This window comes from Micromonospora globbae (genome assembly GCF_036184225.1).
GTDB lineage: Bacteria > Actinomycetota > Actinomycetes > Mycobacteriales > Micromonosporaceae > Micromonospora > Micromonospora globbae.
In genome coordinates this window covers 6,317,410-6,341,508 of the sequence record NZ_CP108084.1, presented here as the reverse complement: position 1 = coordinate 6,341,508, position 24,099 = coordinate 6,317,410, and the positions used below count along the sequence as shown (strand labels likewise).

The 24,099-nt window shown below is 74.6% G+C and carries 23 protein-coding genes, 1 pseudogene and 1 riboswitch; of the genes and pseudogenes, 6 read left to right on the top strand and 18 right to left on the bottom strand.

The genetic code is table 11. The features are described 5' to 3' along the window. Positions 1-69: 69 nt before the first annotated feature. The 5 genes from rpsI to OG994_RS29075 all read right to left on the bottom strand — a co-directional run bounded on the left by rpsI (position 70) and on the right by OG994_RS29075 (position 2,598). Positions 70-534 (bottom strand): 30S ribosomal protein S9, encoded by a 465-nt coding sequence (gene rpsI, locus OG994_RS29095; RefSeq protein WP_120330611.1) that lies wholly within the window; start codon positions 532-534, stop codon positions 70-72. A 20-nt stretch (positions 535-554) separates the two neighbouring features. Then, a complete protein-coding gene (gene rplM, locus OG994_RS29090; RefSeq protein WP_120330612.1) occupies positions 555-998 on the bottom strand; it encodes a 50S ribosomal protein L13 in 444 nt (147 codons plus the stop codon). 234 nt (positions 999-1,232) lie between these two features. Continuing rightward, entirely contained in the window at positions 1,233-1,526 is a 294-nt protein-coding gene (locus tag OG994_RS29085; RefSeq protein WP_120330613.1) for a type II toxin-antitoxin system PemK/MazF family toxin, read from the bottom strand. Beyond that, positions 1,516-1,773, bottom strand: coding sequence for a DUF6364 family protein (locus tag OG994_RS29080; protein ID WP_120330614.1), 258 nt, complete (start codon positions 1,771-1,773; stop codon positions 1,516-1,518). The genes OG994_RS29085 and OG994_RS29080 overlap by 11 nt, the downstream gene beginning before the upstream one ends. 129 nt (positions 1,774-1,902) lie before the next feature. Next, on the bottom strand, positions 1,903-2,598 hold the full coding sequence (locus tag OG994_RS29075; RefSeq protein ID WP_328851589.1) for a class I SAM-dependent methyltransferase: 696 nt from the start codon (positions 2,596-2,598) through the stop codon (positions 1,903-1,905). Between the two features lie 405 nt (positions 2,599-3,003). On the opposite strand from OG994_RS29075, the gene OG994_RS29070 reads away from it, so the two are divergent. Next, positions 3,004-4,086, top strand: coding sequence for a uroporphyrinogen-III synthase (locus tag OG994_RS29070; protein ID WP_120330720.1), 1,083 nt, complete (start codon positions 3,004-3,006; stop codon positions 4,084-4,086). A 52-nt stretch (positions 4,087-4,138) separates the two neighbouring features. On the opposite strand, the gene OG994_RS29065 is transcribed toward OG994_RS29070, so the two are convergent. The 4 genes from OG994_RS29065 to OG994_RS29050 form a co-directional block, all read right to left on the bottom strand. Continuing rightward, complete coding sequence (locus tag OG994_RS29065) at positions 4,139-4,762, bottom strand: GTP-binding protein (protein WP_120330616.1); 624 nt, start codon at positions 4,760-4,762, stop codon at positions 4,139-4,141. Further along, a complete protein-coding gene (locus tag OG994_RS29060; protein ID WP_120330617.1) occupies positions 4,743-5,105 on the bottom strand; it encodes a DUF742 domain-containing protein in 363 nt (120 codons plus the stop codon). Before OG994_RS29060 ends, OG994_RS29065 begins: the two co-directional genes overlap by 20 nt. An 86-nt stretch (positions 5,106-5,191) precedes the next feature. Next, complete coding sequence (locus OG994_RS29055; RefSeq protein ID WP_088976088.1) at positions 5,192-5,599, bottom strand: roadblock/LC7 domain-containing protein; 408 nt, start codon at positions 5,597-5,599, stop codon at positions 5,192-5,194. After that, positions 5,596-8,745: a sensor histidine kinase gene (locus tag OG994_RS29050; protein ID WP_328851588.1), complete on the bottom strand. Its 3,150-nt coding sequence runs from the start codon at positions 8,743-8,745 to the stop codon at positions 5,596-5,598. The genes OG994_RS29055 and OG994_RS29050 overlap by 4 nt, the downstream gene beginning before the upstream one ends. 449 nt (positions 8,746-9,194) lie before the next feature. Between OG994_RS29050 and OG994_RS29045 the strand changes: the two genes are divergently transcribed. Then, positions 9,195-10,376, top strand: coding sequence for an ABC transporter substrate-binding protein (locus OG994_RS29045; protein WP_328853822.1), 1,182 nt, complete (start codon positions 9,195-9,197; stop codon positions 10,374-10,376). Positions 10,377-10,646: 270 nt separating this feature from the next. Here the strand turns inward: OG994_RS29045 and OG994_RS29040 are convergent, their stop codons facing one another. Both OG994_RS29040 and OG994_RS29035 read right to left on the bottom strand, forming a co-directional pair. Further along, positions 10,647-11,504: an ABC transporter permease gene (locus tag OG994_RS29040; protein ID WP_328851587.1), complete on the bottom strand. Its 858-nt coding sequence runs from the start codon at positions 11,502-11,504 to the stop codon at positions 10,647-10,649. A 93-nt stretch (positions 11,505-11,597) separates the two neighbouring features. After that, positions 11,598-12,626, bottom strand: coding sequence for an ABC transporter substrate-binding protein (locus OG994_RS29035; protein WP_120330620.1), 1,029 nt, complete (start codon positions 12,624-12,626; stop codon positions 11,598-11,600). Positions 12,627-12,895: 269 nt separating this feature from the next. On the opposite strand from OG994_RS29035, the gene OG994_RS29030 reads away from it, so the two are divergent. From OG994_RS29030 to OG994_RS29015, 4 genes are all read left to right on the top strand, one after another. Then, positions 12,896-13,681: an ABC transporter ATP-binding protein gene (locus OG994_RS29030; RefSeq protein WP_328851586.1), complete on the top strand. Its 786-nt coding sequence runs from the start codon at positions 12,896-12,898 to the stop codon at positions 13,679-13,681. A 2-nt stretch (positions 13,682-13,683) separates the two neighbouring features. Next, positions 13,684-14,637, top strand: coding sequence for an LLM class F420-dependent oxidoreductase (locus OG994_RS29025; protein WP_120330722.1), 954 nt, complete (start codon positions 13,684-13,686; stop codon positions 14,635-14,637). Further along, positions 14,634-14,942, top strand: a complete 309-nt coding sequence (locus tag OG994_RS29020) for a cupin domain-containing protein (protein WP_120330622.1) — start codon at positions 14,634-14,636, stop codon at positions 14,940-14,942. The genes OG994_RS29025 and OG994_RS29020 overlap by 4 nt, the downstream gene beginning before the upstream one ends. A 78-nt stretch (positions 14,943-15,020) precedes the next feature. Further along, positions 15,021-17,699 (top strand): hypothetical protein, encoded by a 2,679-nt coding sequence (locus OG994_RS29015; protein WP_328851585.1) that lies wholly within the window; start codon positions 15,021-15,023, stop codon positions 17,697-17,699. Positions 17,700-17,814: 115 nt separating this feature from the next. On the opposite strand, the gene thiC is transcribed toward OG994_RS29015, so the two are convergent. The 7 genes and pseudogenes from thiC to thiE form a co-directional block, all read right to left on the bottom strand. Then, positions 17,815-19,407 carry a phosphomethylpyrimidine synthase ThiC gene (gene thiC / locus OG994_RS29010; RefSeq protein WP_120330624.1) on the bottom strand — a complete coding sequence of 531 codons (1,593 nt, stop codon included), beginning with the start codon at positions 19,405-19,407 and terminating at the stop codon, positions 17,815-17,817. 17 nt (positions 19,408-19,424) lie between these two features. Further along, on the bottom strand, positions 19,425-20,210 hold the full coding sequence (thiD, locus tag OG994_RS29005) for a bifunctional hydroxymethylpyrimidine kinase/phosphomethylpyrimidine kinase (RefSeq protein ID WP_328851584.1): 786 nt from the start codon (positions 20,208-20,210) through the stop codon (positions 19,425-19,427). A 179-nt stretch (positions 20,211-20,389) separates the two neighbouring features. Continuing rightward, positions 20,390-21,118: pseudogene (locus OG994_RS29000) on the bottom strand (thiamine phosphate synthase); the annotation flags it as partial. Positions 21,119-21,123: 5 nt separating this feature from the next. Then, a complete protein-coding gene (locus tag OG994_RS28995; RefSeq protein WP_328851583.1) occupies positions 21,124-21,903 on the bottom strand; it encodes a thiazole synthase in 780 nt (259 codons plus the stop codon). Then, positions 21,900-22,100 carry a sulfur carrier protein ThiS gene (gene thiS, locus OG994_RS28990; RefSeq protein WP_328851582.1) on the bottom strand — a complete coding sequence of 67 codons (201 nt, stop codon included), beginning with the start codon at positions 22,098-22,100 and terminating at the stop codon, positions 21,900-21,902. The genes OG994_RS28995 and thiS overlap by 4 nt, the downstream gene beginning before the upstream one ends. Continuing rightward, positions 22,091-23,272 carry a glycine oxidase ThiO gene (thiO, locus tag OG994_RS28985; protein WP_328853821.1) on the bottom strand — a complete coding sequence of 394 codons (1,182 nt, stop codon included), beginning with the start codon at positions 23,270-23,272 and terminating at the stop codon, positions 22,091-22,093. The genes thiS and thiO overlap by 10 nt, the downstream gene beginning before the upstream one ends. Continuing rightward, complete coding sequence (thiE, locus tag OG994_RS28980) at positions 23,269-23,895, bottom strand: thiamine phosphate synthase (protein ID WP_328851581.1); 627 nt, start codon at positions 23,893-23,895, stop codon at positions 23,269-23,271. Before thiE ends, thiO begins: the two co-directional genes overlap by 4 nt. Then, a riboswitch (TPP riboswitch) is annotated at positions 23,890-23,999 on the bottom strand. Its footprint overlaps the gene before it by 6 nt. Positions 24,000-24,099 lie beyond the last annotated feature (100 nt).

Here is a 24,099-nt window from a genome sequence, read left to right as displayed (position 1 = left end):
CGGCCGGCCCACCTCCCGATGCGGGAGGCGGACCGGCCGTCCGTCACACGTACAACGTGTAGCTGTTGATCAGCGCTTCGAGTACTGGGGAGCCTTGCGGGCCTTCTTGAGGCCGTACTTCTTGCTCTCCTTGACCCGGGCGTCCCGGGTCAGGAAGCCGGCCTTCTTCAGGGCCGGGCGGTCGTCCGGCTCGTTGGCGATCAGGGCCCGGGCGATGGCGAGCCGCAGCGCACCGGCCTGGCCGGTGATGCCGCCGCCACGCAGGTTGGCGATGACGTCGAACGACTCCGCCTTCTCGGCGGTCACCAGCGGGTCCTTGATGAGCTGCTGGTGAACCTTGCTCGGGAAGTACGCCTCGAGGTCGCGGCCGTTGCAGGTGATCTTGCCGGTGCCCGGCACGATGCGCACCCGGACGATGGCCTCCTTGCGGCGGCCCACGGTCTGGATCGGACGGTCACCACGGGGCGCGCGGGCGACGGGCGCCGGCGCCTCGGTGGCCTCGGGGGCGACCTCGGTGACGGTGATGTCGGTCATGCTGCTTCCTTCGCCCGCGCTCACTGCGCGATCTGCTTGATCTCGAACGGCACCGGCTGCTGGGCGCCGTGCGGGTGCTCGGCACCGGCGTAGACCTTCAGCTTCTTGATGAGCTTACGGCCGAGCTTGTTGTGCGGGAGCATCCCCTTGACAGCCAGCTCGACGGCCCGCTCGGGACGCTTGGTCAGAAGCTCGTCGTAGCCGACCTGCTTCAGACCACCGGGGTAGCCGGAGTGGCGGTAGGCGATCTTCTGCTGCCGCTTGTTGCCGGTCAGCGCCACCTTGCTCGCGTTCACGATGACGACAAAGTCGCCCGTGTCGACGTGCGGCGCGAAGGTCGGCTTGTGCTTGCCACGCAGCAACGTGGCGGCGTGGGTGGCCAGGCGGCCCAGCACGACATCAGAAGCGTCGATGACGTGCCACTGACGCTCGATCTCACCCGGCTTCGGGCTGTACGTACGCACAGGTCTACCTTGTCTCGTCGTCGGTCTGGGGTCGCGCGCCGGGTCACCAGGCGCGCACGAACGACCAAGCGTACCTGATGGGGCACGCCTCTGGATGTCGTACAACAGCAGGCAACGATACCCGGCGCCCGGTCGGCTGGTCAAAACAGGGTCCCCACCCGGCGCGCCCGCCCGGCCGCCATGGTCGATGTCACACCCGACCGGCGGGCTCCGGGCCCGGTGCCGCGCCCCGGCTCAGAGCTGCTGGAGGATGCGCAGCGCGCGCCCCACCCGTTGCATGGTCCCGCTGTCCGCCACGTCCACGCACTCGGTGAACCACTTCTTCATCGGTGAGGAGAGGCGGTCCGGCATGATCACGTACCGACCCATCGGCACGGCGAGCGGCGAGTCCCGCAGCAGCTCCTGCTCGACCACCTCGGCCACGATCACGATGGGTACGGCGGTGGAGTTGTAGACGTCCGAGCTGATCACCAGCCCGAGCCGTTCCCGGGCGCCCTCGATGCGCCAGACCTCTCCCCTACGCAGCACGCGGACGCCCGCCGAAGAGCAGGTCGTCGACCATGTCCACCTCGCGGGCGTCGGCGAGCGCGGCCGACTCGAGATCCATGCCGGCGCGCTCGACGGCGTCGGCGTGGGCGGCGAAGACCTCGCGCAGCGCCTTCTCCCGGGCCGCCTGGTCCATCCACGCCGAGAGCGACAGCCCCTCGCGCTTGGCGAACCGCCGGGCCTCCTCGATCGTCTCGTCGGAGAACGACAGTGTCACCTTGGCAGTCATGCCGGAGAGACTACCCCTCGGTATGACTCTCAGTCATCCCGGCAACCGGCGGGCGGCAAACCGGACATCACGGCCTTCCGGCCGGGCCGGGCGGCGCTCAGGCCGGGCCGGGCCGCATCGGGCCGGCGCTCAGGGGCGGCGGCCACCGAAGACCGCGAAGCGCCACTCCTTGAAGAAGCAGTCGACGTCGGCGAGGCCGGCGTCGGTGAGCCACCGGCACTGGTCGGCCACCGGCGCCGGCCGGTCGTGCCGCATCCGCTCCCGTGCCGCCGCGATCTCGTCGGCGTCCGAGCCGAGTTCGGTGATCCGTGCCGTCCACACCTCGTCGTACCGGCGGTCCAGGGCGGGCGTCGGCCCGGCCACCTGCTCGGCGTTGACGAACACCCCGCCCGGCACCAGCGCGTCGGCCGCCCGCCGGTAGAGCGCCCGCTTGCCGACGTCGTCCAGGTGGTGGATCGCCAGGGCGCTGACCACCGCGTCGTACCGGCCGGCCGGGAGCGGGTCGGCCAGGTCGGCGACCACGGTCCGGTGCGGCACGTCGCGGTCGCGCAGGTGGTCGCGGGCCACCGCCAGCATGGCCGGCGCCGCGTCGACCAGGGTGAGCCGTACCCCGGGCACGGCGGCGGCGACCAGCAGGGACAGCAGGCCGGTGCCGGCGCCCAGGTCGAGCACCTCGGGGGTACGCCCGGCGGCCAGCGCGGCGCGCAGCGGCGGCGCCGCCACCTCGACGGCCGTGCCGTAGAACGCGTCGAAGCAGGGCACCAGCCGGCGGCGGGCCTCGTCGTAGGTGCCGGCGACGGCGTCGAACGCCTCGGCGACGGTCATGGCGCCCTCCCATAATCCAGGAAACCTGTCCCACATCCTAAACGTCCGAGAGTGGGCGGTCACCGGCGAGCGGTGTGAACCGGCCGTGACAGGACCGAAACAGGAGGGACCCGGGCCGGAAACCGCCCGGCGGCACGCTGTGCCCGCATGACGCACGGTGCGCGGACGGCCACGCGGCCCCCGGCGAGCCGTGCCCGCACCACCACGACGGCCGGCGGCCCGTCGTCGACCGTCGGCGGCGGACGAACCCCGGGCGGCACCCGCCGAGGCCGCCCGGCCGCTCGCCGGCGGCGGGCGGACCGCGTGGCGGCACCGCCGGACGCCGCCCGGGGCGCGGACGCCGTGGCCGCCCCGGCCGCGGACGGGGCGCGCCGCCGGACGGGTGCGGACGCGACAGGAGGGGTGATGCGGGAGGAACTCGCCGGCTTCACCGTCGGAGTGACCGCGCACCGGCGGCACGACGAACTGGCCGCGCTGCTGGAGCGGCGAGGCGCCCGGGTCGTGCTCGCCCCGGCGGTGCGGATCGTGCCGCTGACCGACGACACCGGGCTCCGCGAGGCGACCCGTGCCTGCCTCGACCGGCCCCCGGACGTCCTGGTGGCGAACGCCGGCATGCGGGGCTGGCTGGAGGCGGCCGAGGGGTGGGGTCTGGGCGAGCCGCTGCGCGCGGCGCTGGCCCGGGCGTACGTGGTGGCCCGCGGCCCCGCGGCGCGCGCCGCCGTCCGTGCCGCCGGCCTGCGCGACCGGTGGTCCCCGCGTACCGAGGACTGCGACGAGGTGGTCGACCACCTGCGCCGGAGGGGGATCGCCGGGCGGGTGGTCGCCACGCAGCTGCACGGCGACTGGCAGCCGGAGTGCACCCTCGCGCTGGAGGCGGCCGGCGCGACGGTCGTCGAGGTGCCGGTCCACCGGTGGGCGCCGCCGACCGACCCGGCGCCGCTGCACCGGCTCGTCGACCTGATCGCCAACCGGCTGGTCGACGCGGTCACGTTCACCTCCGCACCGGCGGCGGAGGCCCTGCTGCGGGCCGCCGGGGACCGCAGCGAGGCGGTGCTCGCCGCGTTCCGGACGGAGGTGCTGGCCGGCTGCGTCGGACCGGTCACCGCGGAGCCGCTGCGACGGCGCGGGGTGCCGGTACGCACACCGGACCGCGCCCGGATCGACGCGCTGGTCCGCACCATCGCCGACGAGCTGCCCCGGCGCACGGTGAGTTGCCGTGCGGCCGGGCACGTCCTCACCCTGCGCGGGCACGCGGCGGTGGTCGACGGGGAACTGCGCCCGCTCGCGCCGGCCCCGATGGCGGTCCTCCGGGCGCTCGCGCAGCGGCCCGGACGGGTGCTGTCCCGGGCCGCCCTGCTGCGGACGCTGCCGCGCGGAGCGGACGAGCACGCGGTGGAGATGGCGGTGGCCCGCCTCCGTGCCGGCCTGCGCGCTCCCCGCGTCGTGCAGACCGTCGTCAAGCGCGGCTACCGCCTGCGCGTGGACTGACCGCCGCGCGCCGTGGGCACTCGGGCGCGGCGTGGCCCCCGCCGGCGGCGGGTCAGCCGACGGGCGCCGGGTACCCCCGGCCGTGCTCGGCCTGGAGCCGGATCATGGCGTGCTCGACGACGGTGACCAGCACCTGCTTCACCGAGTCCCGGCGGCGGGCGTCGGTCATGATCAGCGGCACGTCGGGCGAGATCGCCAGCGCCTCGCGAACCTCCTCCAGCTCGTAGCGCGGCGCACCGTCGAAGCAGTTCAGCGCGACCACGTACGGCAGCTTGCGGTTCTCGAAGTAGTCCAGCGGCGCGAAGGCGTCGGTGATCCGGCGGGTGTCCACCAGCACGGCGGCCCCCACCGCACCCCGGATGATCTCGTCCCACATGAACCAGAAGCGCGTCTGACCCGGCGTACCGAACAGGTAGAGGATCAGGTCGTCGGCCATCGTGATACGGCCGAAGTCCATGGCGACGGTGGTGGTCTCCTTGCCCGGCACCTTGGACGGGTCGTCGATCCCGACACCCGCCGCGGTCATCACCGCCTCGGTCCGCAGCGGGGTGATCTCGGAGATCGAACCGACCAGTGTGGTCTTGCCGACGCCGAACCCGCCCGCGATGACGATCTTGGCGGAGACGATCCCGCGGCTCTGCTGCCCCCTGGCGGGGTCATAGCCTGCGAAGTCCACTTAGCACCCTTCCCAGCAGTTCCATCCGCTCCTCGAACCCCTCGGCGGGAGCAGCAGCGTGTAGCGTCAGCAGGCCCTCGGCCACCATGTCGGCGACCAGCACCCGGGCGACGCCGAGCGGCATCCGGGTGTACGCGGCGATCTCCGCCAGCGACTGCGCGCGTCCCTCGCAGACGGTGGCGATGCGGTGCTTGTCGTGGCCGGCGAAGCGGGACTCGGCGACCTGGGTGGGCGTCGCCATGAGGACCGCTTCCAGAGCGATGTCCTGCCGGGGCTCCGTACGGCCGCGGGTGACCGCGTACGGGCGCACCAGCGCGCCGCGCGGGTCACGCCGGGGTTCCATCCGCGATCACCTCCTCTCCGTGCCGGCGCCCGTGCGGCCCCGGTCCCTTCCCGTTCCTGTGCGGGCGCGCGGGCGCGCCCCGTGTGCTACGAGCGCACCGCGTCCCGCGGCAGCGGCACCAGCGCGGCGCCGACCCGCTCGACCAGCAACGCCATCTCGTAACCGACCTGACCCACGTCGCAACTGCGGGCGGCCAGCACCGCCATGGAGGACCCGTCGCTGATCGACATGAGGAACAGGTAGCCGCTGTCCATCTCGATGACGGTCTGCAGCACGCCGCCGGCGCTGAACATCCGGGCGGCACCCTCCGTCAGGCTCACCACGCCGGACGTGATGGCGGCGAGCTGGTCCGCCCGGTCCGGGGGCAGGTCCCGGGACGAGGCGAGCAGCAGCCCGTCGGCGGACACCGCCACGACGTGGGCGATCCCCGCCACGCTGTCGGCGAAGTTGGTGAGCAGCCAACCCATGTCCTGCATGGCCGCTGGCCTGTTCATCGGGTCTCCTTGGTAGAGGTGCGGTTCTGGTCCGTACCGGCCGACCGACCGCGTTGCACACCGCGGTGGTAGGCCGACAACAGACCACGTACGTCGTCCGGGCTGCGCCGGGTGCGCTGCTGGCCGCCGCGCGGCTCGACACCGCCGGGGACGAGCTGGGCCTGCGGCACGCGCTTGGGCAGACCGGACCGGGTGGTCCCGCCGGTGGCCGGCTCGGCCGCCCGGCTGGCGCGCGACCAGCCCTCGTCGGCCGCCGTCCGCCAGGCCCCGGCGTCACTGTCCGGCGCGGAGGACGCCGTGCTCGCGGCGGGCGCCGCGCTCGCGGGGGGCGCGGCCGTGCTCGCGGCGGTTGCGGCCGTGCTCGCGGCGGTTGTGGCCGTGCTCGCCGGCGGAGTGTACGACGGCGGCGGCTGGGGCGGGGGGACGGCGCCGCTGCCACCGGGGGTACGGGTGGGCAGTGGCGGGGCCGGGGCGGCCGGAGCCGTGGCCGCCGGGGCGGCGCTGGCGCCGACGGTCGGGGCGGCACTGGCCACCGGCGCGGTGGCCGGGGCGGCGGACGGCGTACCGGCGGGCGGCTCGTCGAACTGCGGCCGGGTGAAGATCGCCGTGGCGTCGTTGCCGTGGGAGCGGAACCAGACCGCCTCCATCTCCCGGAAGATCGGCGCCTCGGCCGCCGGCTCGGGACGTGCCGCGACCGGCGCCGGCGGGACGGCCGGCATGGGCGGCGGAGCCGCCGGCACGGGCGGGGCGGGCGGTGCGGCGCCCGGCCCCGCGGTGGGCCCGAGCGGCAGCCCCGCCGCGGACGACAGGTCGGTGGCGCTGGTGGCCGGCGAGCGCCGGGGCAGCGGGGCGAGCGTCGGGTGGGCGGCCGTTGGGTTGTCGGCGAGCCCACCGGCGTACGCCGGCCGGGCTGGCGGCGTCGCGGGAGCGGGTGGCGCGGCCGGCGGCGTGGCGGTCAGGCCGCCCGCCGACACGGCCGGGGTGCCGTCCTGGGCGTCCATCGGGGACTGCCACGGTGCCGGCGCCGGCGCGCTCGTGCGCCACTGGCTGGTCAGGGTGGCGGCCGAGGTGAGGCCGGTACGCGGCTCGGCGAGCGCCACCGGGGTGTGGGGCGCCTGCTCGACCGCCATCGGCTGCCGCGGCCTCGTGAGCGTCTGCTCCCGGCCCCGGTGCGTCGGCAGCACCACCGTGGAATTGGGCAGGGTCACCTGCGCGACGGTGCCGCCCTCGACGTTGCGCCGCAGCTCGACGCGGATGCCGTAGCGTGCCGCCAGCCGGCTCACCACCGCGAGACCCATCAGCCGGAACGCCGCGACGTCCACGGTCGGCGGCGCCGCCAGCCGGCGGTTCAGCGAGTCGAGCTGCTCGTCGGTGAGGCCGAGCCCGCGGTCCTCGATCTGGATGAGCACGTAGTCCCGGATGCGCCGGCCGTCGGCGACGACGATCGTGTTCGGCGGCGAGAACCGGGTCGCGTTGTCCAGCAGCTCGGCGACGAGCCGGACCACGTCGTTGACGGCGTGCGCCGCCACCGAGATGTCGGTGTCGACGGTGCCGAACTCGATGCGGTTGTAGAGCTCGACCTCGGACTGCGCGGCGCGCAGCACGTCCACGAGCAGGGCGTCGTCGCGCCGCGGCACGGCCGAGTCGGCGCCGGCCAGCACCAGCAGGTTCTCGTCGTTGCGGCGCATCCGGGTGGCCAGGTGGTCCAGCTCGAAGAGCTGGGCGAGGCGCTTCGGGTCCTCCTCGCCGCGCTCGATGGCGTCCAGCTCGCCGATCATCCGGTCGACCAGCGTCTGGCTCCGCCGCGCCAGGTTGAGGAACATCGCCGAAACGCTCGTACGCAGGGCGGCCTGCTCGGCGGCGATCCGCACCGCCTCCCGGTGCACCACGTTGAAGGCGGTGGCGACCTGGCCGACCTCGTCGCGGTTGGTGAGGTTGATCGGGTCGCGGACCTGCCGGACGATCTCGTCCACGCCGCCCTCGCCGACGCTGCCCATGTTCTGCAGGCGCTGCACGGCGTCGGGCAGGTCGTGGTTGGCCACCGAGAGGGCGCCCTCGCGGAGCCGGCGCAGCGAGTCGTTGAGCGACCGGGCCAGCACGACGGCGAGCGTCACGGCGATCACCAGCGTGAGCAGCACGAGCACCGACTCGATGAGCGCCTGCTGGATGACATCCGAGCGCGCCTGGTCGGTCTGGGCGAAGAGCGCGTCCTGCAACTGGATCTCGGCCCAGCGCATCAGGTCGTTGACCGCGCCGATGGCGGCGGTGGCGGCCGCCGCGGTGACGAGCGGGCGCTGGCCGACCGAGCGGGTGATGTCCGCGGCGACCCGGTCGGCGAGGCCGACCGCGTCACCGGAGACGGTGCTGTTCACGAGGGCCCGCTGCGCCGGGTCGGCGGCCAGCGAGAAGGCGAGCAGCGCCTCCTGCTGGCTGGTCAGCGTGGCCACGAACGAGGAGAACTGCTCCTCGTCGAGCTGGCCGGCGCTGAGCGCGGTGAAGGCCACCGCCTCCTCCTCGGCCACCGCGGCCTTCGCGCGGGCGAAGGCCGCGACGGCGCGGCGGGCGTCCGCGAGGCGCTCGCTGCCGGGCAGCTGGGCCAGCCCGTCGCCGTACGAGACCAGGTCGTCGAGGATGACGCCGTAGCGGAGCACGGCCTCGGCGATCGCCATCTGCCGGCGGTCCAGCACCTCCTGCCGGGTGCTGTCCAGCGTCTCCAGGTGGGCGTCGATGGCGGCCAGCCGCTCGCGCAGGGCGGCCGGCACGTCGTCACCGACGCGCCGGCGCTCCTCGCGGTACGCGTCGACGCGCTGCTGGGTCTCGCGGACGCGCAGGTTGTAGGCGTCGGCCTGCTGCTGCGGCGCGGCCAGGTACTCCGCCGCGGCCATCCGCTCGGCGTGCAGGTCCTGGGTCAGCGCGGAGACGTCGACGGCCAACTGCGTCAGCGACCGGGCCTGGGTGGCGTCGAGGGCGCCCTGCCCGACCGAGATGAGCCGGACGGTGGCCAGCGCGATGACCGCGGCGACGGGCACGACCAGGATCAGCGCCAGCTTCGACCGGATCCGGGCGTCACGCAGCCGGGGCAGTCGACGACGCGCCGGCCGGGCACTCGCACGGTTCTCGGGCAGAGTCGTCGGTCCGGTGCTCACGACATCGCCTCCGTCGTTTCATCCACGCCTGAACCGCCGAACCGTGCCGGGCGCGGTGGGCGGCGGCACGCGCGGCACGGCCGCGATTTCATCAGAGACGCTCCTGTTTGGGAAGCCGCAGCCGGGCAGATAACGGTCGGACGGCGCGCAACCCCTGATCCGGTCAACTGTTACCTTCAATTCCGCAAGGCCCTGAACTGGTCATGTGACCACAGAGTGGTCGGTCGTGTGTGGAAAGTGACCGCTTGCAAACGCCGTACGTCACCAACATGTGGGACGGCCGTCCCGAAACGACCATCCGCGCACGCGCTTGACCGCAGCGCCCGCCGTTGGCAAGGTTTTGCAGGCTTCGCGCACACCGTACGGCACACCCTTCCCGTCGCTCCACTGAGGACGGAATAGTGGCGGTGACCGGGCAGCGCCCCCGCGCCCCGCACCTGGAGGACGACTTGAGCCCCATCCGCTCCGCGACCCTCGCCGCGCTCGCATCCGTCGTGCTCGCCGGCACACTCACCGGTTGCCAGTTCGGCGACGACGAGGTGGCGGCGAGTCCGATCGTGATCGCCGCGGACCTCGAACTCTCCGGCTCCGCCGCGCCGATGGGCAAGGCGTACCAACGCGCCCTGGAGCTGAAGGTCGAGCAGCTGAACGCCTCCGGTGTGCTGGCCGGGCGGCGGATCGAACTGCGGGTGAAGGACAACCGGTCCGACGCCAGCGAGTCGCTGCGCAACATCGGCGACTTCAGCAGCGACCCACAGGTCAGCGCGATCATCATGGGCAGTTGCAACGAGTGCGTGATCGGCGCGGTGCGGACGATCAACGAGAAGCGGATCCCGACGATCGCGCTCGCCACGTCCGACGCGGTGGCCAACCCGGTGGCGGAGCGGCGGTACGTCTTCAAGCTCGGCCCGAACGCCGACGACAACGCCTCCGCCCTCGCCAGCGAGCTGATCCGCAAGAACGTCCGCAAGGTGGCGCTGCTGCGCAGCGACGACGACTACGGCCGCGAAGGGGCGACCGCGCTGCAGGGCGAGTTCGACAAGGCCGGCATCAGGCTGCTCCGCGAGGCCACGGTGAAGCCCACCGACACGGACGTCAGCCAGCAGATCGCCTCGCTCACCGCGCGCAAGCCCCAGGCGCTGGTCCTCTGGACCTCGCCGGAGCAGGCCGCCCTCGCCGCCACCGCGGCCCACGACGCCGGGTTCACCGGCTCGCTCTACCTCGACGCCGGGGCCGCCGGTGACCTCTTCCTCGGCGAGTCCGCCAAGGCCACCGAGCGGGCGACCCTGATCTTCACCCAGACCATGGTGATCGACGACGTCATCGCCACCACGCCCGCCAAGGCGGCCCGCCGGCAGTGGTTCCAGGACTACACCGCCCGGTTCGGCGGGTACAACGGCGGCTCCTCGTTCGCCGCGGACGCGCTCCAGCTCATCGCCGACGCGCACCTGCGCGCCGGCGGCCCCGCGGACCGGGTCAACCGGAACGGCATCCGGGACGTGCTGGAGACGTCCCAGCTCGACGGCCTCTCCGGCCCCATCCGGATGACCCCGGACAACCACTCGGGGCTGATGCCGCAGGCGCTGACGACGCTCGTGGCGCGCAACGGGCGCTGGCGGTTGGCGGGTTGACGCGGGCCGGCCGGTGGTAGGTGTCCCGGCCGTGAGCCTCCGTCGCGGGCCGGGTGGGGGCTGTGGCCCACCACGCCCGGCTCCGGGCGGTCAGGCTTGATCCCTGCGCCGGGCGCGGTGGGCCACACCTTTGGCGCTTCGGCGCCGGGCACGTTCGCGGGCCGGCCTTCCCGGTGGGGAGGCCGGCCCGGCGTCCTTGTGGGGGATCTTCTGTGGGGGATCTTCCGGGGTGACCCTGGTTCGTCTGGCTGCCCGTGGTCGTTGTGGTGGTCAGCGGCTGCTCGTGGTTTCGCGGACCCAGGGCAGGGCGAGGCGCTCGACCAGCACGACGGCGCTGTACAGCAGGATGCTGACCAGCGCGACCAGCATGATGGCCGCCCACGCGGTGGCCGTGTCGCCGATGCCGGCGTACTGCTGGATGACGTAGCCGAGACCGCCCTCGCCGGCCTGGAACTCACCGATCACCGCGCCGATGGCGGCCAGCGGCATGGCCACCTTGAGGCCCACGAAGATCTGCGGCAGCGCGGCCGGGAAGCGCACCTTGCGGAACGCCTGCCAGCGGGACGCGTTCCAGGAGCGCACCAGTTCGGCGAGGTCGGCCGGCGTGGTGGTCAGGCCGGTCGCCGTGGCGAGCACGATCGGGAAGAACGACAGCAGGAACACCATCGTGAGGATCGGCTTCTGGCCCCAGCCGAGCGCCACCACGAGCAGCGGCCCCAGTGTGATCTTGGGCACCGCGTTCACCGCGACGAGGAACGGGGTGAACATCCGCTCCACCGTCCGGGACGACGCCAACGCCAGCCCGATGAGGACGCCGGCCACCGCGGAGAGGGCGAACCCGATGAGGATCTCCAGCGTGCTGTCCCAGGTGTGTTCGAGCATCCGGGCGGGCTTGTCGACGAACGCGGTCAGCACGTCCGCCGGGGGTGGCAGGGCCGCGGGGTGGACCAGCTCCAGCCGGGCGGTGAGCCACCACACCGCGAGCGCGATCAGCAGGCCGACCGCGGGCAGCAGCGCCGCGCCCGCCCCGGCGACGCGCGCCCGGGCGGCCCCGCCGGCGCGTGCCACCGGTTCGGTCCCCGCGGTCGTGGGTTCGGTCACCGGCTCCGCCGACCGGACCTCCGTCATGTCTCCTCCTTCGGATCGTCCGGCACGGGCCGGGACGCCGGACGGGGTGCGCCCACCGGACTCCGGTGGGCGCACCCCGTGTCAACTGAGTGATCAGGCCTTCGGCGTGAGGCTGAAGTCGATGATCTGCTCGGGGGTGATGTTCTGCTTCAGGGTGCCGGCGCCCTGGAGGATGGCGATGCTCTTGGCCACCCGGCCGCTGTCCAGGGTGCCCAGGGCCGTGCCGGAGTTGCTCGACCGGACGTACCCGGCCATCAGCTGAAGCTCGGCGGCGGCCGAGGCGACGTTGGTCGCGTCGACGTTCTTCTTCAGGATCTCCGCGGCCTCCTGCGGGTTCGCCAGGCTGTACTCCAGGCCCTTCATGAGCGCCGCGGTGAACTTCTTCACCATCTCCGGCTTCTCCTTGGCGATCTTCGAGGAGGTGATCAGCACGTTGCCGTAGAGGTCCTGCATCACGTTGCTGTAGGGCAGCAGGACAGCCTTCTTCTTGGCCACACCCTCGATGGTGGGCTGGCCGACGACGAACTGGCCGATGCCGTCCACCTGGCCGGTGGCCAGGGTCTGGATCAGCGTCTGCGCGTCCCCGTTGACCCACGTCACCTTGCTGGCGTCCACGCCGGCCATCCGGGCGTACGTCGGGAAGAGGTTGCGGACCACGGAGCCGGGGGTGTCGGCGAGCTTCTTGCCCTCCAGGTCCTTCGGCGTGGCGATGCTCTTGCCCTCGAGGGTGGCGATGGCGGCCATGGTGCGCTGCTGGATCGCGGCCACCGCCACGAAGTCCTTGGCCTGCCCGTTGCCGAGCTGGAGCAGGCCACCGGTCAGGTCGATCGGGCCGAAGTCGGCCTGGCCGCCCACGATGGTCTGGATGACGGAGCCGGTGCCCTGGCCGGGCTTGATGTCGACGTCGAAGCCGGCCTCCTTGAAGAAGCCCTTGTCCTTCGCCACCCAGGCGTACGAGTCACGGCCGAAGTTGCCGAACGAGGTGAGGTACGTCACCTTCTCCAGTCCGCCCGAGCCGCCGCCCTTGTCGTCGGAGGAATCCGAGCCGCCGCTGCAACCCGCGGCGAGGGCGAGGACGGTGGCCAGCGCGGCCGCGGCGACCGTACGGGTCAGCCTTCTCATCAGTGCACCATGTCCTTTCCGACCGGGGCCGGCAGGCCACCGGAGGGGGTTGTGGCGGGGCGCCGGCGAAAGGGGGCAGGCCGGCACCACCGTCGTGAGGGGACTCTTCGCGGGCACAGCGTACGAGAACCCAACCTTTGCGACGCCAGGCGTTTCGGGTTGCGGAACGGAAACAAACTGACGTCCACCCCGGACGGTGCACTCAGGATCCAGGCGGGCTAGCCTGTGTCGAATTCCTGACCGCCCACTCAGGGGAAGGCACGCCGGAGATGATTCGACTGTCCGGAGTGGCCCGCACGTTCGACGGCCGTTCCGGCCGCGTCGAGGCGTTGCGGGGGATCGACCTCGACGTCGCCGAGGGCGAGTTCGTCGCCATCCTCGGCCGTTCCGGCTGCGGGAAGTCCACCCTGCTGCGGCTGGTCGCCGGGCTCCTGCCGGTGACGGCCGGCGAGATCACCGTCGCCGGCACGCCGGTCGCCAAGCCCCGGCGGGACATCGCGATGCTGTTCCAGAAGCCCGCCCTGTTGCCCTGGCGTACGGTCCTCGACAACGTGCTGCTGCCGGTCGAGATCTTCGGCTGGAGCCGGGCCAAGTACCGCGAGCGTGCCCGGCAGCTGCTCGACATGGCCGGGCTCGCCGGCTTCGAGAAGCGGCTGCCGCACGAGCTCTCCGGCGGTATGCAGCAGCGCGTGTCGCTCTGCCGGTCGTTGATCGGCGAGCCCCGGGTGATGCTCATGGACGAGCCGTTCTCGGCGCTGGACGCGCTCACCCGCGAGGAACTCTCCGGCGAGCTCCAGCGGGTCCACATGGAGAGCGCCGCCACGATCGTCTTCGTCACCCACTCGATCGACGAGGCGGTGCTGCTCGCCGACCGGGTGGTGGTGCTCAGCCCCCGACCCGGCCGGATCCGCAAGATCGTGGACGTGGACATCCCCCGGCCGCGCACGCTCGGCCGCAACGCGCACCTCGCGGACGTCGCCCGGGTCAGCGCCGACCTGCACGAGCTGCTCATGGAGCGCGACCAGCCGGTGGCCGCCGGCGCGGAGGGACGATGACCGTGCGGGTGTCGGTCTTCGTCGAACCGCACCGTGGCGCCACCTACGACGACCAGCTCCGCTTCGCGCGGGCGTCCGAGGCCTGCGGGTACGAGGGCTTCTTCCGCGCCGACCACTACCAGTCGATGGGGGACGACCCCGGTCTCCCCGGCCCGACCGACGCCTGGCTGACCCTGGCCGCGCTGGCCCGGGAGACCGACCGGATCCGCCTCGGCACGCTGGTCACCTCGGCCACCTTCCGGCTGCCCGGGCCGCTCGCCGTGATGGTGGCCCAGGTGGACCGGATGAGCGGCGGCCGGGTCGAGCTGGGCATCGGCGCCGGCTGGTACGAACGCGAGCACACGTCGTACGGCATCCCGTTCCCGCCCGTCGGCGAACGCTTCGACCGGTTGGCCGAGCAGCTCGAGGTGGTCACCGGGCTGTGGCGGACCCCGGTGGGCGAGACCTACCGCTTCACCGGCGACCACTACCGGCTGGTGGACGCGCCCGCGCTGCCGAAGCCGGTGCAGGTGCCCGGGCCCCCGATCATCCTGGGCGGCCGCGGCCCGAAGCGCACCCCGGAACTCGCCGCCCGATACGCCGACGAGTTCAACATGCCGTTCACCTCGGTGGAGAAGACCGCCGAGGCGTACGAGCGGGTGCGCGAGGCCTGCGACCGGGTGGACCGGGCCGGGTCCGGGCGGGCGCCGCTGGTGCTCTCCGCCGGGATCGTCGTGGCCGTCGGCCGGACCGACGCCGAGGCGCACCGGCGGGCCGCGCCGCTGCACGTGGCGAGCGCGCTGCCGCCCGAGGACGCGGTGGTCGGCTCCCCCGCCCTGCTGGTCGAGCGGATCGGCCGGTTCGCGGCGATCGGTGCCACCCGGGTGCACCTGCGCTTCACCGCGATCGACGACCTCGACCATCTGGAACTGATCGCCAGCGACGTGCTGCCGCAGTTGGACGGAGTGGACCGATGAGCAACGTGACCGACGGCATCGAACTCGGGCCGGTGGGCCAGGAGGTCGTGTACGAGAACGACCGGGTGCGGGTCTGGCACATCCGCCTCGAACCGGGTGAGTCCCAGCCGCTGCACCGGCACGACCACCCGTACCTCGTGGTGGCCGTCCAGGGCGCCAAGAACGTCGTGCAGACGATCGACGGCACCCGGATCGACGCCGACGAGCCGACCGGCGGCGTCGTCTACCGGGACCCGGGCGCCGTGCACATGCTGACCAACGTCGGCACCACGACCTATCTGGCCCGGCTGGTCGAGCTCCTCTAGGGCGGCCGTCCGGGCGGCCGTCACGTTGCGCGGCGTGCCGGTGGCGATCCGGCGTACCAGGTGCGTAACGTGCCGGACATGGCCATTCGGACGTGGGGCAAACTGCTGCTCACAGCGCTCGGGGTGAGCGTGCTGGCCGGGGCCGGTCAGCTGGGCGTCGCGTACGGCTTCGGCATCGTACGGCTCACCGGCGCCTTCACCGGGGCGACCGTCAACCAGTGGCCGGCCCAGCTCGTGTGGGTCGCCTGGTTCGCGGCGAACGCCGCCGTCGCCGGCGCGGTGCTCGCCGGGCGCCTCGCGCGCCGCGGTCCGGTGCCGGCCACCACCGGCCGGCACCTCGCCGTCGGCGCGGCCGCCGCGCTGGGCGCCACCGCTGTCGCGCCGCTGTGCATGCAGCCCGCCCGGGCCGCGGAGCTGATCTCCGTCGACCCGGTGTTCGCGGTCGGCATCTGCGCCGTCCTCGGCGCGGTCGTCGGCGCCGGCGCGGCCATCGCCGTGCTGCTCAACCCACCGCTCGGCTGGAACGTGGCGGCGGTGGCCGGCGCCGTCTGGCTGCTGGCGCTGCTCTCCGCGCTGCCGTCCCTCGGGGCGAGCGGCCCGCTGCGCACGGTCCGGCTCGGCGTGCTGGAGCCCACCTGGCTGGACGCCGACGCGGCCCAGCGGCTGTCGCTGTTCCTGCTGCCGATCGTGGCGCTGCTCGCGGGGGCGTCCACCGCCGGGCTGGCCCGCTGGCGGGGTCAGGTGCCGCTCGTCAGCGGCGCGACCGGGGTGGCCGGCCCGGTGCTGGTGGCCTTCGCCTACCTGACCGCCGGGCCCGGCGACGCGGTGGACCGGTACCAGACGACGCCGTACTACGGCGCGCTCATCGCGGTGGCCGCCGGAGCCCTCGGCGCGGCCGCCGCCGCCCTGCTGCGCTGGCCGGCCGGCACCCGGACCACGGGCGCGCACGCCATCACGCCGAGCGCCGTCCTTCCCCCGCTGCCCGCCGGTCCGGCGCTGCCGCCGACCGGTACGCGGCCCGGTCAGCCGGACGAGAACGCGGACCCGGCCGGCGCCGACCTCGCCGTACGCCCGACCGGCACGGTCACGTCACCGGACGCCCTTCCCGTCACGGGCCTGGCCGGACCGACGACCGCCCGCACCGCCCCCGTGCACTGGGACTGGCCGGAGACCGGGAGCGCCACCCGGTCGTGGCCGACGGACGACCGCCGGCGGCCGCTCGTCGACGACCCGGCCTCGGCGCCGCTCACCGTCGAGTCGACGCTGGGCCGTCCGGCCGGCACCGCCTCGGAGGCGCCCGATGCCGCGTCCGGCGCCACGGGCGCCACGCCTCCGGCCGCCGCCGAGGACACCGGCGTCGAGCCCTCGGCCGCCGAGGGCGCCGGGGCGCGGCGCAGGTCGGCGGCCCGGAAGCGGACGCCGTCGCGCCCCGCCGAGCCGGCTCCGACGGGCTCGGTCGCCGAGGCGACGGGCCGCACCGCGACGCCGGCCGAGGTGCCGTCGGCTGCCGAGGGGTCCTCGGCAGCGCCGTCGTCGCCGCCCGCGAGCGCCGCCGCGTCCACCACCGAGGCGACGCCGACCGAGGGGACCGGCGCGGAGGCACCGGCGGACGCACCGACGCCGCGACCGCGCCGCACCCGCAAGGGCCGGTCCTCGACCAGCCGTACCGGCGTGGACGCGCCGGCCGCGGCCACCGCCACCGGCGCATCCGGGCCGGCCGGCGGCGCGGACGCCACGGCCACTGCGGAGACCTCACCCCCGACCGGCGCCACGTCCGCAGCCACCGCGCCCACGACCGGCACGGCGGACGCCGCACCGTCGGCCGCCGGCACGGCCACGGCCGGAAGCGTCGGCAGCGCGGCCACGGCCGGAAGCGTCGGCAGCGCCGCCAGGGCCGCAAGCGTCGACGTCCCGGCCACGCACGCCGGCGTCGACGCCACGGCCGGCAGCGCGGGCGCCGTAGCGGCGGACGGCGTCGGACGTGCCGCGGCGCCCGAAGGCCACCCCGGTGCGGACGCCCCGGCCCGCCCGTCGGCACCGGCACCCGACCGCGCCGCCCCACCCGCCGCCGACCAGGTGGCGACCACGCCGCCCACCGGCGGACGCGTCACCGCCGCACCGGCAGCCGACGACCGCGCGACCGGTGACGACGACACGACGAGCGAGCCGCTCCCGAGCGGCACCGCCACGGCCTCGGGCGAGAAGACGGCGGCCACCTCGCGGCTCGGCGACGACCCGACGGCCGGGACGGGCACGGACACGTCGTCCTGGCGGCTGACGCCGGCCTGGCCGGTCCCCCGGCGCACACCGCCCGCGGCGGCCGAACCGGCCCACCCGGACGCACCGGAGAAGCCGTCCGAGGCGACGCCGCGGGCCCGGCACCGCGCCTCGCTGCCCGACCTCCACCGGGCCGCGAACTGGGAGGCCCTCGCCACCGCCCGCCGCGCCGGACCGGTGTCGACCGGTACGCCCACCACCCCGGCGAACGGCGCCGCGACGGACGACGGCGAGGACGACGCCACACCGCCGGCCACGGAGGCGGCGCAGCCGAACGGGCGTGAACGCAGTCGGCTCGGGCTGTTCCGGCGCAACCGCTCGCGGAATCCGGAGACCGAGGAACCGGAGCCGTTGGCGGCGCAGGACGAGGAGTACGTCGACTGGGTGGCGGGGCTGGGCCGGCCACTGGCCGACAACGAGCCCGAGCAGGAGAGCGGCCGGCGCTCGCTGCGCTCCACCGGCCGCCACCACCGGGACTGAACCGGGACTGACCGGCACGACGACGCCCGGGGCGGTGCCCCGGGCGTCGTTCCGTGTGGACAGCCCGCCGCCGACCAGGCGGACAACCCGGTCAGGGTGGGCGGTCCGCCGCCGGTCAGGCCAACGGCAGGTAGACCCGGCCGCCCGCGTTCACGAACTCCGCCGACTTGTCCCGCATGCCGCGGGCCGCGTACTCCTGGAGATCCTGCGTGATCTTCATCGAGCAGAACTTCGGGCCGCACATCGAGCAGAAGTGTGCCGTCTTCGCCGGCTCGGCCGGCAACGTGGCGTCGTGGTACGACCGTGCGGTCTCCGGGTCGAGCGCGAGGTTGAACTGGTCCTCCCAGCGGAACTCGAACCGCGCCTTCGAGAGCGCGTCGTCCCACGCCTGCGCCCCGGGATGCCCCTTCGCGAGGTCGGCCGCGTGCGCCGCGATCTTGTACGCGATCACGCCGGCCTTCACGTCGTCCCGGTCGGGCAGCCCCAGGTGCTCCTTCGGCGTCACGTAGCAGAGCATCGCCGTGCCGAACATGCCGATCATCGCGGCGCCGATCGCCGAGGTGATGTGGTCGTACGCCGGCGCGATGTCGGTGGTCAGCGGCCCGAGGGTGTAGAAGGGCGCCTCGTGGCACCACTCCTGCTGGCGGTCCACGTTCTCCTTGATCTTGTGCATGGGCACGTGCCCCGGGCCCTCGATCATCACCTGGACGTCGTGCTCCCAGGCGACCCTCGTCAACTCGCCGAGCGTCCTCAGCTCGGCGAACTGCGCCTCGTCGTTGGCGTCGGCGATCGAGCCGGGGCGCAGCCCGTCGCCCAGGGAGAAGGTGACGTCGTACCTCGCGAAGATCTCGCACAGCTCGGCGAAGTGCGTGTAGAGGAAGTTCTCCTCGTGGTGCGCGAGGCACCACGCCGCCATGATCGAGCCGCCCCGCGACACGATCCCGGTCACCCGGTCCACGGCCAGCGGCACGTACGGCAGCCGCACCCCCGCGTGCACGGTCATGTAGTCGACGCCCTGCTCGGCCTGCTCCACGACGGTGTCCCGGAACACCTCCCAGCTGAGCTTCACCGGGTCGCCGCCGACCTTCTCGAGAGCCTGGTAGATCGGCACGGTGCCGATCGGCACGGGCGAGTTCCGCACGATCGCCTCGCGGGTCTCGTGGATGCGCTTGCCGGTGGAGAGGTCCATGACCGTGTCCGCGCCCCACCGGGTGGCCCAGGTCAGCTTCTCCACCTCCTCGGCGATCGACGAACTGACCGCCGAGGTGCCGATGTTGGCGTTCACCTTGACGAGGAACGCCTTGCCGATGATCGCCGGCTCGCACTCGGGGTGGTTGACGTTCAGCGGCAGCACCGCCCGGCCGGCCGCGATCTCGTCGCGGACGAACTCCGGCGCCATCCCCTCCCGGATCGCCACGAACTCCATCTCCGGCGTCACGACACCCGCCCGGGCGTACGCGAGTTGTGTGGGCCGCCGGCCGTCCGCACCCGCCAGCGGGGTGCCGGCTCCGCGCACCGGGGCGACGTCGCCCCGCTCGGCGATCCACGGTCCACGCAGCGGCGGCAGCCCGACCTGCGGGTCGGACCCGGGCCCGGAGGTGTCGTACAGCCGCACCGGCGGGTTGTCCCCGGTCAGCGTCACCTCGGCGAACGGCACCCGGACGTCCGGCCGCGACCCTTCCACGTACACCTTGCGTCGTGCCTGCATGACAGCCTCCCTGGTGGTCACCTGGACCAGCCGAAGTGGTCTAGTGGGCCCCGTCCAGCGCCCAGTTCCCAGTGCCGTGCGCCGGTCAGCGCACGGGTCACGTACTCCTTGGCCGCCGCCACGGCGGCCGGCACCGCGTCACCCCACGCCAGCCGCACGGCGACCGCCGCCGAGAACGAGCAGCCGGTGCCGTGGGTGTGCCGGGTGTCCACGCGCGGCGCGCGGAACAGGGTGGTCGTGCCGCCGCCGTGCAGCACGTCCACCGCCTCGCCGCCCTCCAGGTCGCCGCCGGTCACCACCACGTGGGCCGGCCCGTTGGAGGCCAGCGCCGCGGCGGCGGCGACCATCTCCTCGACCGTGGTCACCGGGCGTCCGGTGATGGCCGCGGCCTCCGCGCAGTTCGGCGTCGCCACCTCGGCGTACGGCAGCAGCCGCTCGACCGCGGTCACCACGCCGAGCCGGTGCCCGCTCGTGGCGACGAGCACCGGGTCGACGACCAGGTGCGGCAGCCGGCCGGCCCGGGCGGCGTCGACCACCGCGTCGGCGACGGCCGGTGTGCCGAGCATCCCGGTCTTCACGGCGCCCACCGTGAAGTCGGCCAGCACGCTCTCGATCTGGTCGGTGACGGTGGCCGGGGGCAGCGGCAGGACGGCGTCGACGCCCCGCGTGTTCTGCGCGGTGACCGCGGTGATCACGCTGGTGCCGTACGCGCCGAGCGCCGCGAAGACCTTCAGGTCGGCCTGGATGCCCGCTCCCCCGCCGGAGTCGGAGCCGGCGATGGTGAGGACGGTGCGTGGCGTCATCTCTCCCCCTCGGTCGGTCCCGTCGACGGCTGCTTCTCGGGGAAGGGCTGCGGCCCCCGCGGGGAGGGCTGCGGCCGACCGCGCCCACTCCGGGCGGTCAGGCTTGATCCCTCCGTGGGCGCGGTCGGCCGCAGCCCCGTCGTGGAGACCGTCGTCGGGACGTGCCCGCTTCGCGGTGGTCCGGTGGTCGCCCCGCTTCGGATGGCCTCGCGGGGCATGGCCGCCTCGCGTCGGGTCGCCTCGCGTCGGGTCGCCTCGCGTCGGGTGGCCCTGTCTGCGGCTCTTGTCAGGGTGTGGGCTGCTTCGGTGGGGTCGTCGGCGCGCATGATCGCCCCCAGCACCGCCACCCCGACGGCGCCGGCCTCGACGCAGGCCGCCACCTGGTCGGGGGTCTCGATCCCGCCGAGGGCGAGGGCCGGGACCGGGCTTCGCTCGATCAGCGCGGCGAGCCCGTGCGGGAGCAGGGGCGGGCCGTAGCCGGGCTTCGTCCTCGTCGGGTAGACGGGCGAGAGCGTGACGTAGTCCTCGGTGGACAGTCGGGCCAATTCCGCCTCGTCGTGGCAGGAGCGGCCGACGAGGCCCAGGGGAGGGGGCGGATAGGGGCCGGCGGCGGGCAGGTGGACGGCGTCGCCGTCGAGCGGGTCCGGGCCGGCCACGACCAGGGTGCCGCCCACCTCGGCGAGGATCGGGCGAAGGTCGGCGGCCAGCGCGGCGCGCTCGGCGCGGGGCAGGTCCTTCTCCCGCAGCACCACCCAGCGAACTCCCCCGGCCACCGCCGCGGCGACCACCTGCGGGAGCGGCTTCCGCGCCGCGCGCCGGTCGGTCAGCAGGACGACGCCGGAGGGCCGCGTCGCGATCCCGGTACGAAGGCGCTCCTGCCGGGGCGCTCGGGTACCGAGATCCGGCATTGGCCTCACAGGTCCGGCCTTCCCTCGTCCGGGGTGGAGGCGAGGGCGTGGTGGCGGCGGGGGATGCGGCCCGCGCCGGCGGCGAGCCGGCCGGCCTCGACCGCGTACCGCATGGCCGTGGCCATGGCGACCGGGTCCGCCGCCCGGGTGACCGCGCTGGCGAGCAGCACCGCGTCACAGCCGAGTTCCATGGCCAGCGCGGCGTCCGAGGCGGTGCCGATTCCGGCGTCCAGGATCACCGGCACGTCCACGGACTGCCGGATCAACCGGATGTGGTGCGGGTTGCCGACGCCCAGCCCCGACCCGATCGGCGCGCCCGCCGGCATCACGGCGGCACAGCCGGCGTCCGCGAGGCGCCGGGCGAGCACCGGGTCGTCACTGGTGTACGGCAGGACGGTGAACCCGTCGGCGACGAGTTCCTCGGCGGCGCGCAGCAGTTCCACGCCGTCGGGGAGGAGCGTGCGCTCGTCGCCGATCACCTCCAGCTTGACCCAGTCGGTGTCGAACGCGTCCCGCGCCAGCCGGGCGACCTTCACCGCCTCCACGGCCGTCCGGCAGCCCGCCGTGTTGGGTAGCAGCCGTACGCCGCACCGGTCGAGCAGGTCCAGCAGCCCGCCGCCGGTGCCGGGCGCGGTGTCCACCCGGCGCAGCGCCACGGTGACGAGTTCGGTGCCGGACGCGCGGATCGCCCGTTCGAGCACGTCGAGGTTCGCGGCGCCGCCGGTGCCGAGGATGAGCCGCGAGGTGAACGTCTCCCCGCCGAGCTGGAAGGTCACGCCGCTCACCCGCCCTGCGCGGCGCTGAGCACCTCGACCCGGTCGCCGTCGTGCAGCACCGTGGCGGGCCAGCCGGTCCGTGGCACCACCTCGCCGTTGACCGCGACCGCCAGCCCGCGCTGCTGCGCGGTGACCGTGCGGACCAGATCCGCCACCGTCGCTCCGGTGGGCACCGTCCGGCCGGTGCCGTTGACCGTCAGTTCCACGGGTCCTCCTTGCTCGGTGTCGACCCCTGCGACGCCGGGGGCGTCGGGCCGGGGGCGTCGGCGTCGCCGGCCTCGAACCGGTCCGGCCGGAACGGGCCGAGCAGCGGATCCGGTACGCCGGTGGTCACGAGGTCGGCGATCAGGTCGGCGGTGACGGGGGTGAGCACGATGCCGTGCCGGTGGTGCCCGGTGGCCGCCAGCACGCCCGGTCGGCCGGGCAGCGGGCCGAGGATCGGCGCGTTGTCGGGTGTGCCCGGCCGCAGCCCGGCGGCCGTCTCGACCAGGTCGTACTCGGCCAGTTCGGGGACGAGTTCGACGGCGGCGCGCAGCAGGCGGAGCACCGCCCCGGCGGACACGTCGGTGTCCCGGCGCTCCTCGACCGTGGCGCCCACGACCACCTCGCCGCTGTCGCGGGGCACCAGGTAGACGGACTCGCCGTCGGCGTACCCCCGGACGACGTGCCGGAAGCCCGGCGGCGCCCCGCCGGGCGCGCGGAGCCGGAGCACCTGCCCCTTCACGGGACGGACCGGCAGCCCGGTGAGGGCGGCCGCGCCGCAGCCGGCCGCCACCACGGTGACCACGGCGTCCACGTCGGACAGCCGACGGACCGCCCCGGGCACGAGCACGGCGCCGGCACGCTCGGCGGCGGTGCGCAGCGCGGGCACCAGCAGCCGCGGGTCGACCTGGTGATCGGTGGCGGCGAGCGCGCCGCCCCGCACCCGGGTGGCCAGCGCCGGCTCGCGGTCGCGCAGCTCGGTGGGGCGCAGCGGGGTCACGGGCAGCCCGAGGTCGGCCTGGTACGCCCAGAGCCGCCGCGCCTCGGCCAGGTCGTCCGCCGTCAGGCCGACCATCAGCGTGCCCTCGGTGCGGTAGCCCAGGTCCGCGCCGGTCGCCTCGGCCAGTTCGGCGGCGAAGGGCGGCCAGCGGCGCGCCGACTCCACGAGCAGCGCGGTCAGCTCCCGCTCACCGAAGTACGCCTCGGCGACCGGGGAGAGCATCCCGGCGGCCACGGCCGAGGCCCCCGATCCCGGGGCCGGGTCGTGGACGGTGACGCGGAGCCCTCGGGCGGCGCAGCGCCAGGCGACGGCGAGACCGATGGGCCCGCCCCCGACCACCGCCACGTCCGCCCGGCCCGCACCGCCACCAGGGGTCGACGGGGGCCGGGCGCTCAGCACGTCAGCGCCTCGATCAGCTCGGCCGTGGCACGGGCCGGGTCGGCCGCCGTGGACAGCGCGCCGACCACGGCGACCCCGTACGCGCCGGCCGCCCGCAGCGCCGGCACGTCGGCCGCGGTCACGCCACCGATGGCGACCACCGGCACGTCGACGGCCTCCGCCACGGCCCGCACACCCGCCACTCCGATCGGCGGCGGCAGCCCCTCCTTGGTGGCCGTCGGACGGCACGGGCCGACCCCGAGGTAGCCGGCCCCGGCCGCGACCGCCGCGACCGCGGCGCCCGGTTCCCGGGCCGTGGCACCGAGCACGGCGGCCGGTCCGAGCACCCGCCGTGCGGCGTCGACCGGCAGGTCGTCGGCGCCGACGTGCCCACCGGCGGCGCCGACCGCGAGCGCCACGTGCAACCGGTCGTTGACGAGGCAGGTCGCCCCGTACGGCGTGCAGAGATCGACCACCCGGCGGGCCAGGTCGTACGCCTCGCGGTCGGTCGCGGAGTCCTCGACCCGGACCTGCACCACGAGGTCGGCGCGGGCCACCGGGAGGGCGGCCCGGACGACGGCGAGCGGATCGCGCCCGGGTCGGGTGTCGGTGATGAGATGCAGTCGTCCCAGGGACGGCACGGCAACACTCCTCCCTGCGCCGGCATTACCCGGATCAGGTTCGACGGTCGGGGGCTACCAGCCCCCCTCTCAGCCCGGTACACCGGGCTCCCGTGGGTCACTTGCGGGCTCACCGTACGACAGATCGGGCCGCCCTGCCAAGGTGACCTCGCGGACACCTCCCCCCGGGCGCCCGGGCTGGGCGCTTCATGTGGTCCTGTTCGG

Excerpts from the sequence above, each read along its gene's own strand:
- thiC (WP_120330624.1), bottom strand. The coding sequence starts at position 19,407 with ATGCAGGCACGACGCAAGGTGTACGTGGAAGGGTCGCGGCCGGACGTC.
- OG994_RS29060 (WP_120330617.1), bottom strand. The coding sequence starts at position 5,105 with ATGGAACCCCGGCGTGACCCGCGCGGCGCGCTGGTGCGCCCGTACGCG.
- OG994_RS29080 (WP_120330614.1), bottom strand. The coding sequence starts at position 1,773 with ATGACTGCCAAGGTGACACTGTCGTTCTCCGACGAGACGATCGAGGAG.
- OG994_RS29015 (WP_328851585.1), top strand. The coding sequence starts at position 15,021 with ATGGCCATTCGGACGTGGGGCAAACTGCTGCTCACAGCGCTCGGGGTG.
- OG994_RS29035 (WP_120330620.1), bottom strand. The coding sequence starts at position 12,626 with ATGAGAAGGCTGACCCGTACGGTCGCCGCGGCCGCGCTGGCCACCGTC.
- OG994_RS29070 (WP_120330720.1), top strand. The coding sequence starts at position 3,004 with ATGCGGGAGGAACTCGCCGGCTTCACCGTCGGAGTGACCGCGCACCGG.
- OG994_RS29075 (WP_328851589.1), bottom strand. The coding sequence starts at position 2,598 with ATGACCGTCGCCGAGGCGTTCGACGCCGTCGCCGGCACCTACGACGAG.
- OG994_RS29030 (WP_328851586.1), top strand. The coding sequence starts at position 12,896 with ATGATTCGACTGTCCGGAGTGGCCCGCACGTTCGACGGCCGTTCCGGC.
- rpsI (WP_120330611.1), bottom strand. The coding sequence starts at position 534 with ATGACCGACATCACCGTCACCGAGGTCGCCCCCGAGGCCACCGAGGCG.
- thiD (WP_328851584.1), bottom strand. The coding sequence starts at position 20,210 with ATGACGCCACGCACCGTCCTCACCATCGCCGGCTCCGACTCCGGCGGG.
- OG994_RS29020 (WP_120330622.1), top strand. The coding sequence starts at position 14,634 with ATGAGCAACGTGACCGACGGCATCGAACTCGGGCCGGTGGGCCAGGAG.
- OG994_RS29040 (WP_328851587.1), bottom strand. The coding sequence starts at position 11,504 with ATGACGGAGGTCCGGTCGGCGGAGCCGGTGACCGAACCCACGACCGCG.
- OG994_RS29055 (WP_088976088.1), bottom strand. The coding sequence starts at position 5,599 with ATGAACAGGCCAGCGGCCATGCAGGACATGGGTTGGCTGCTCACCAAC.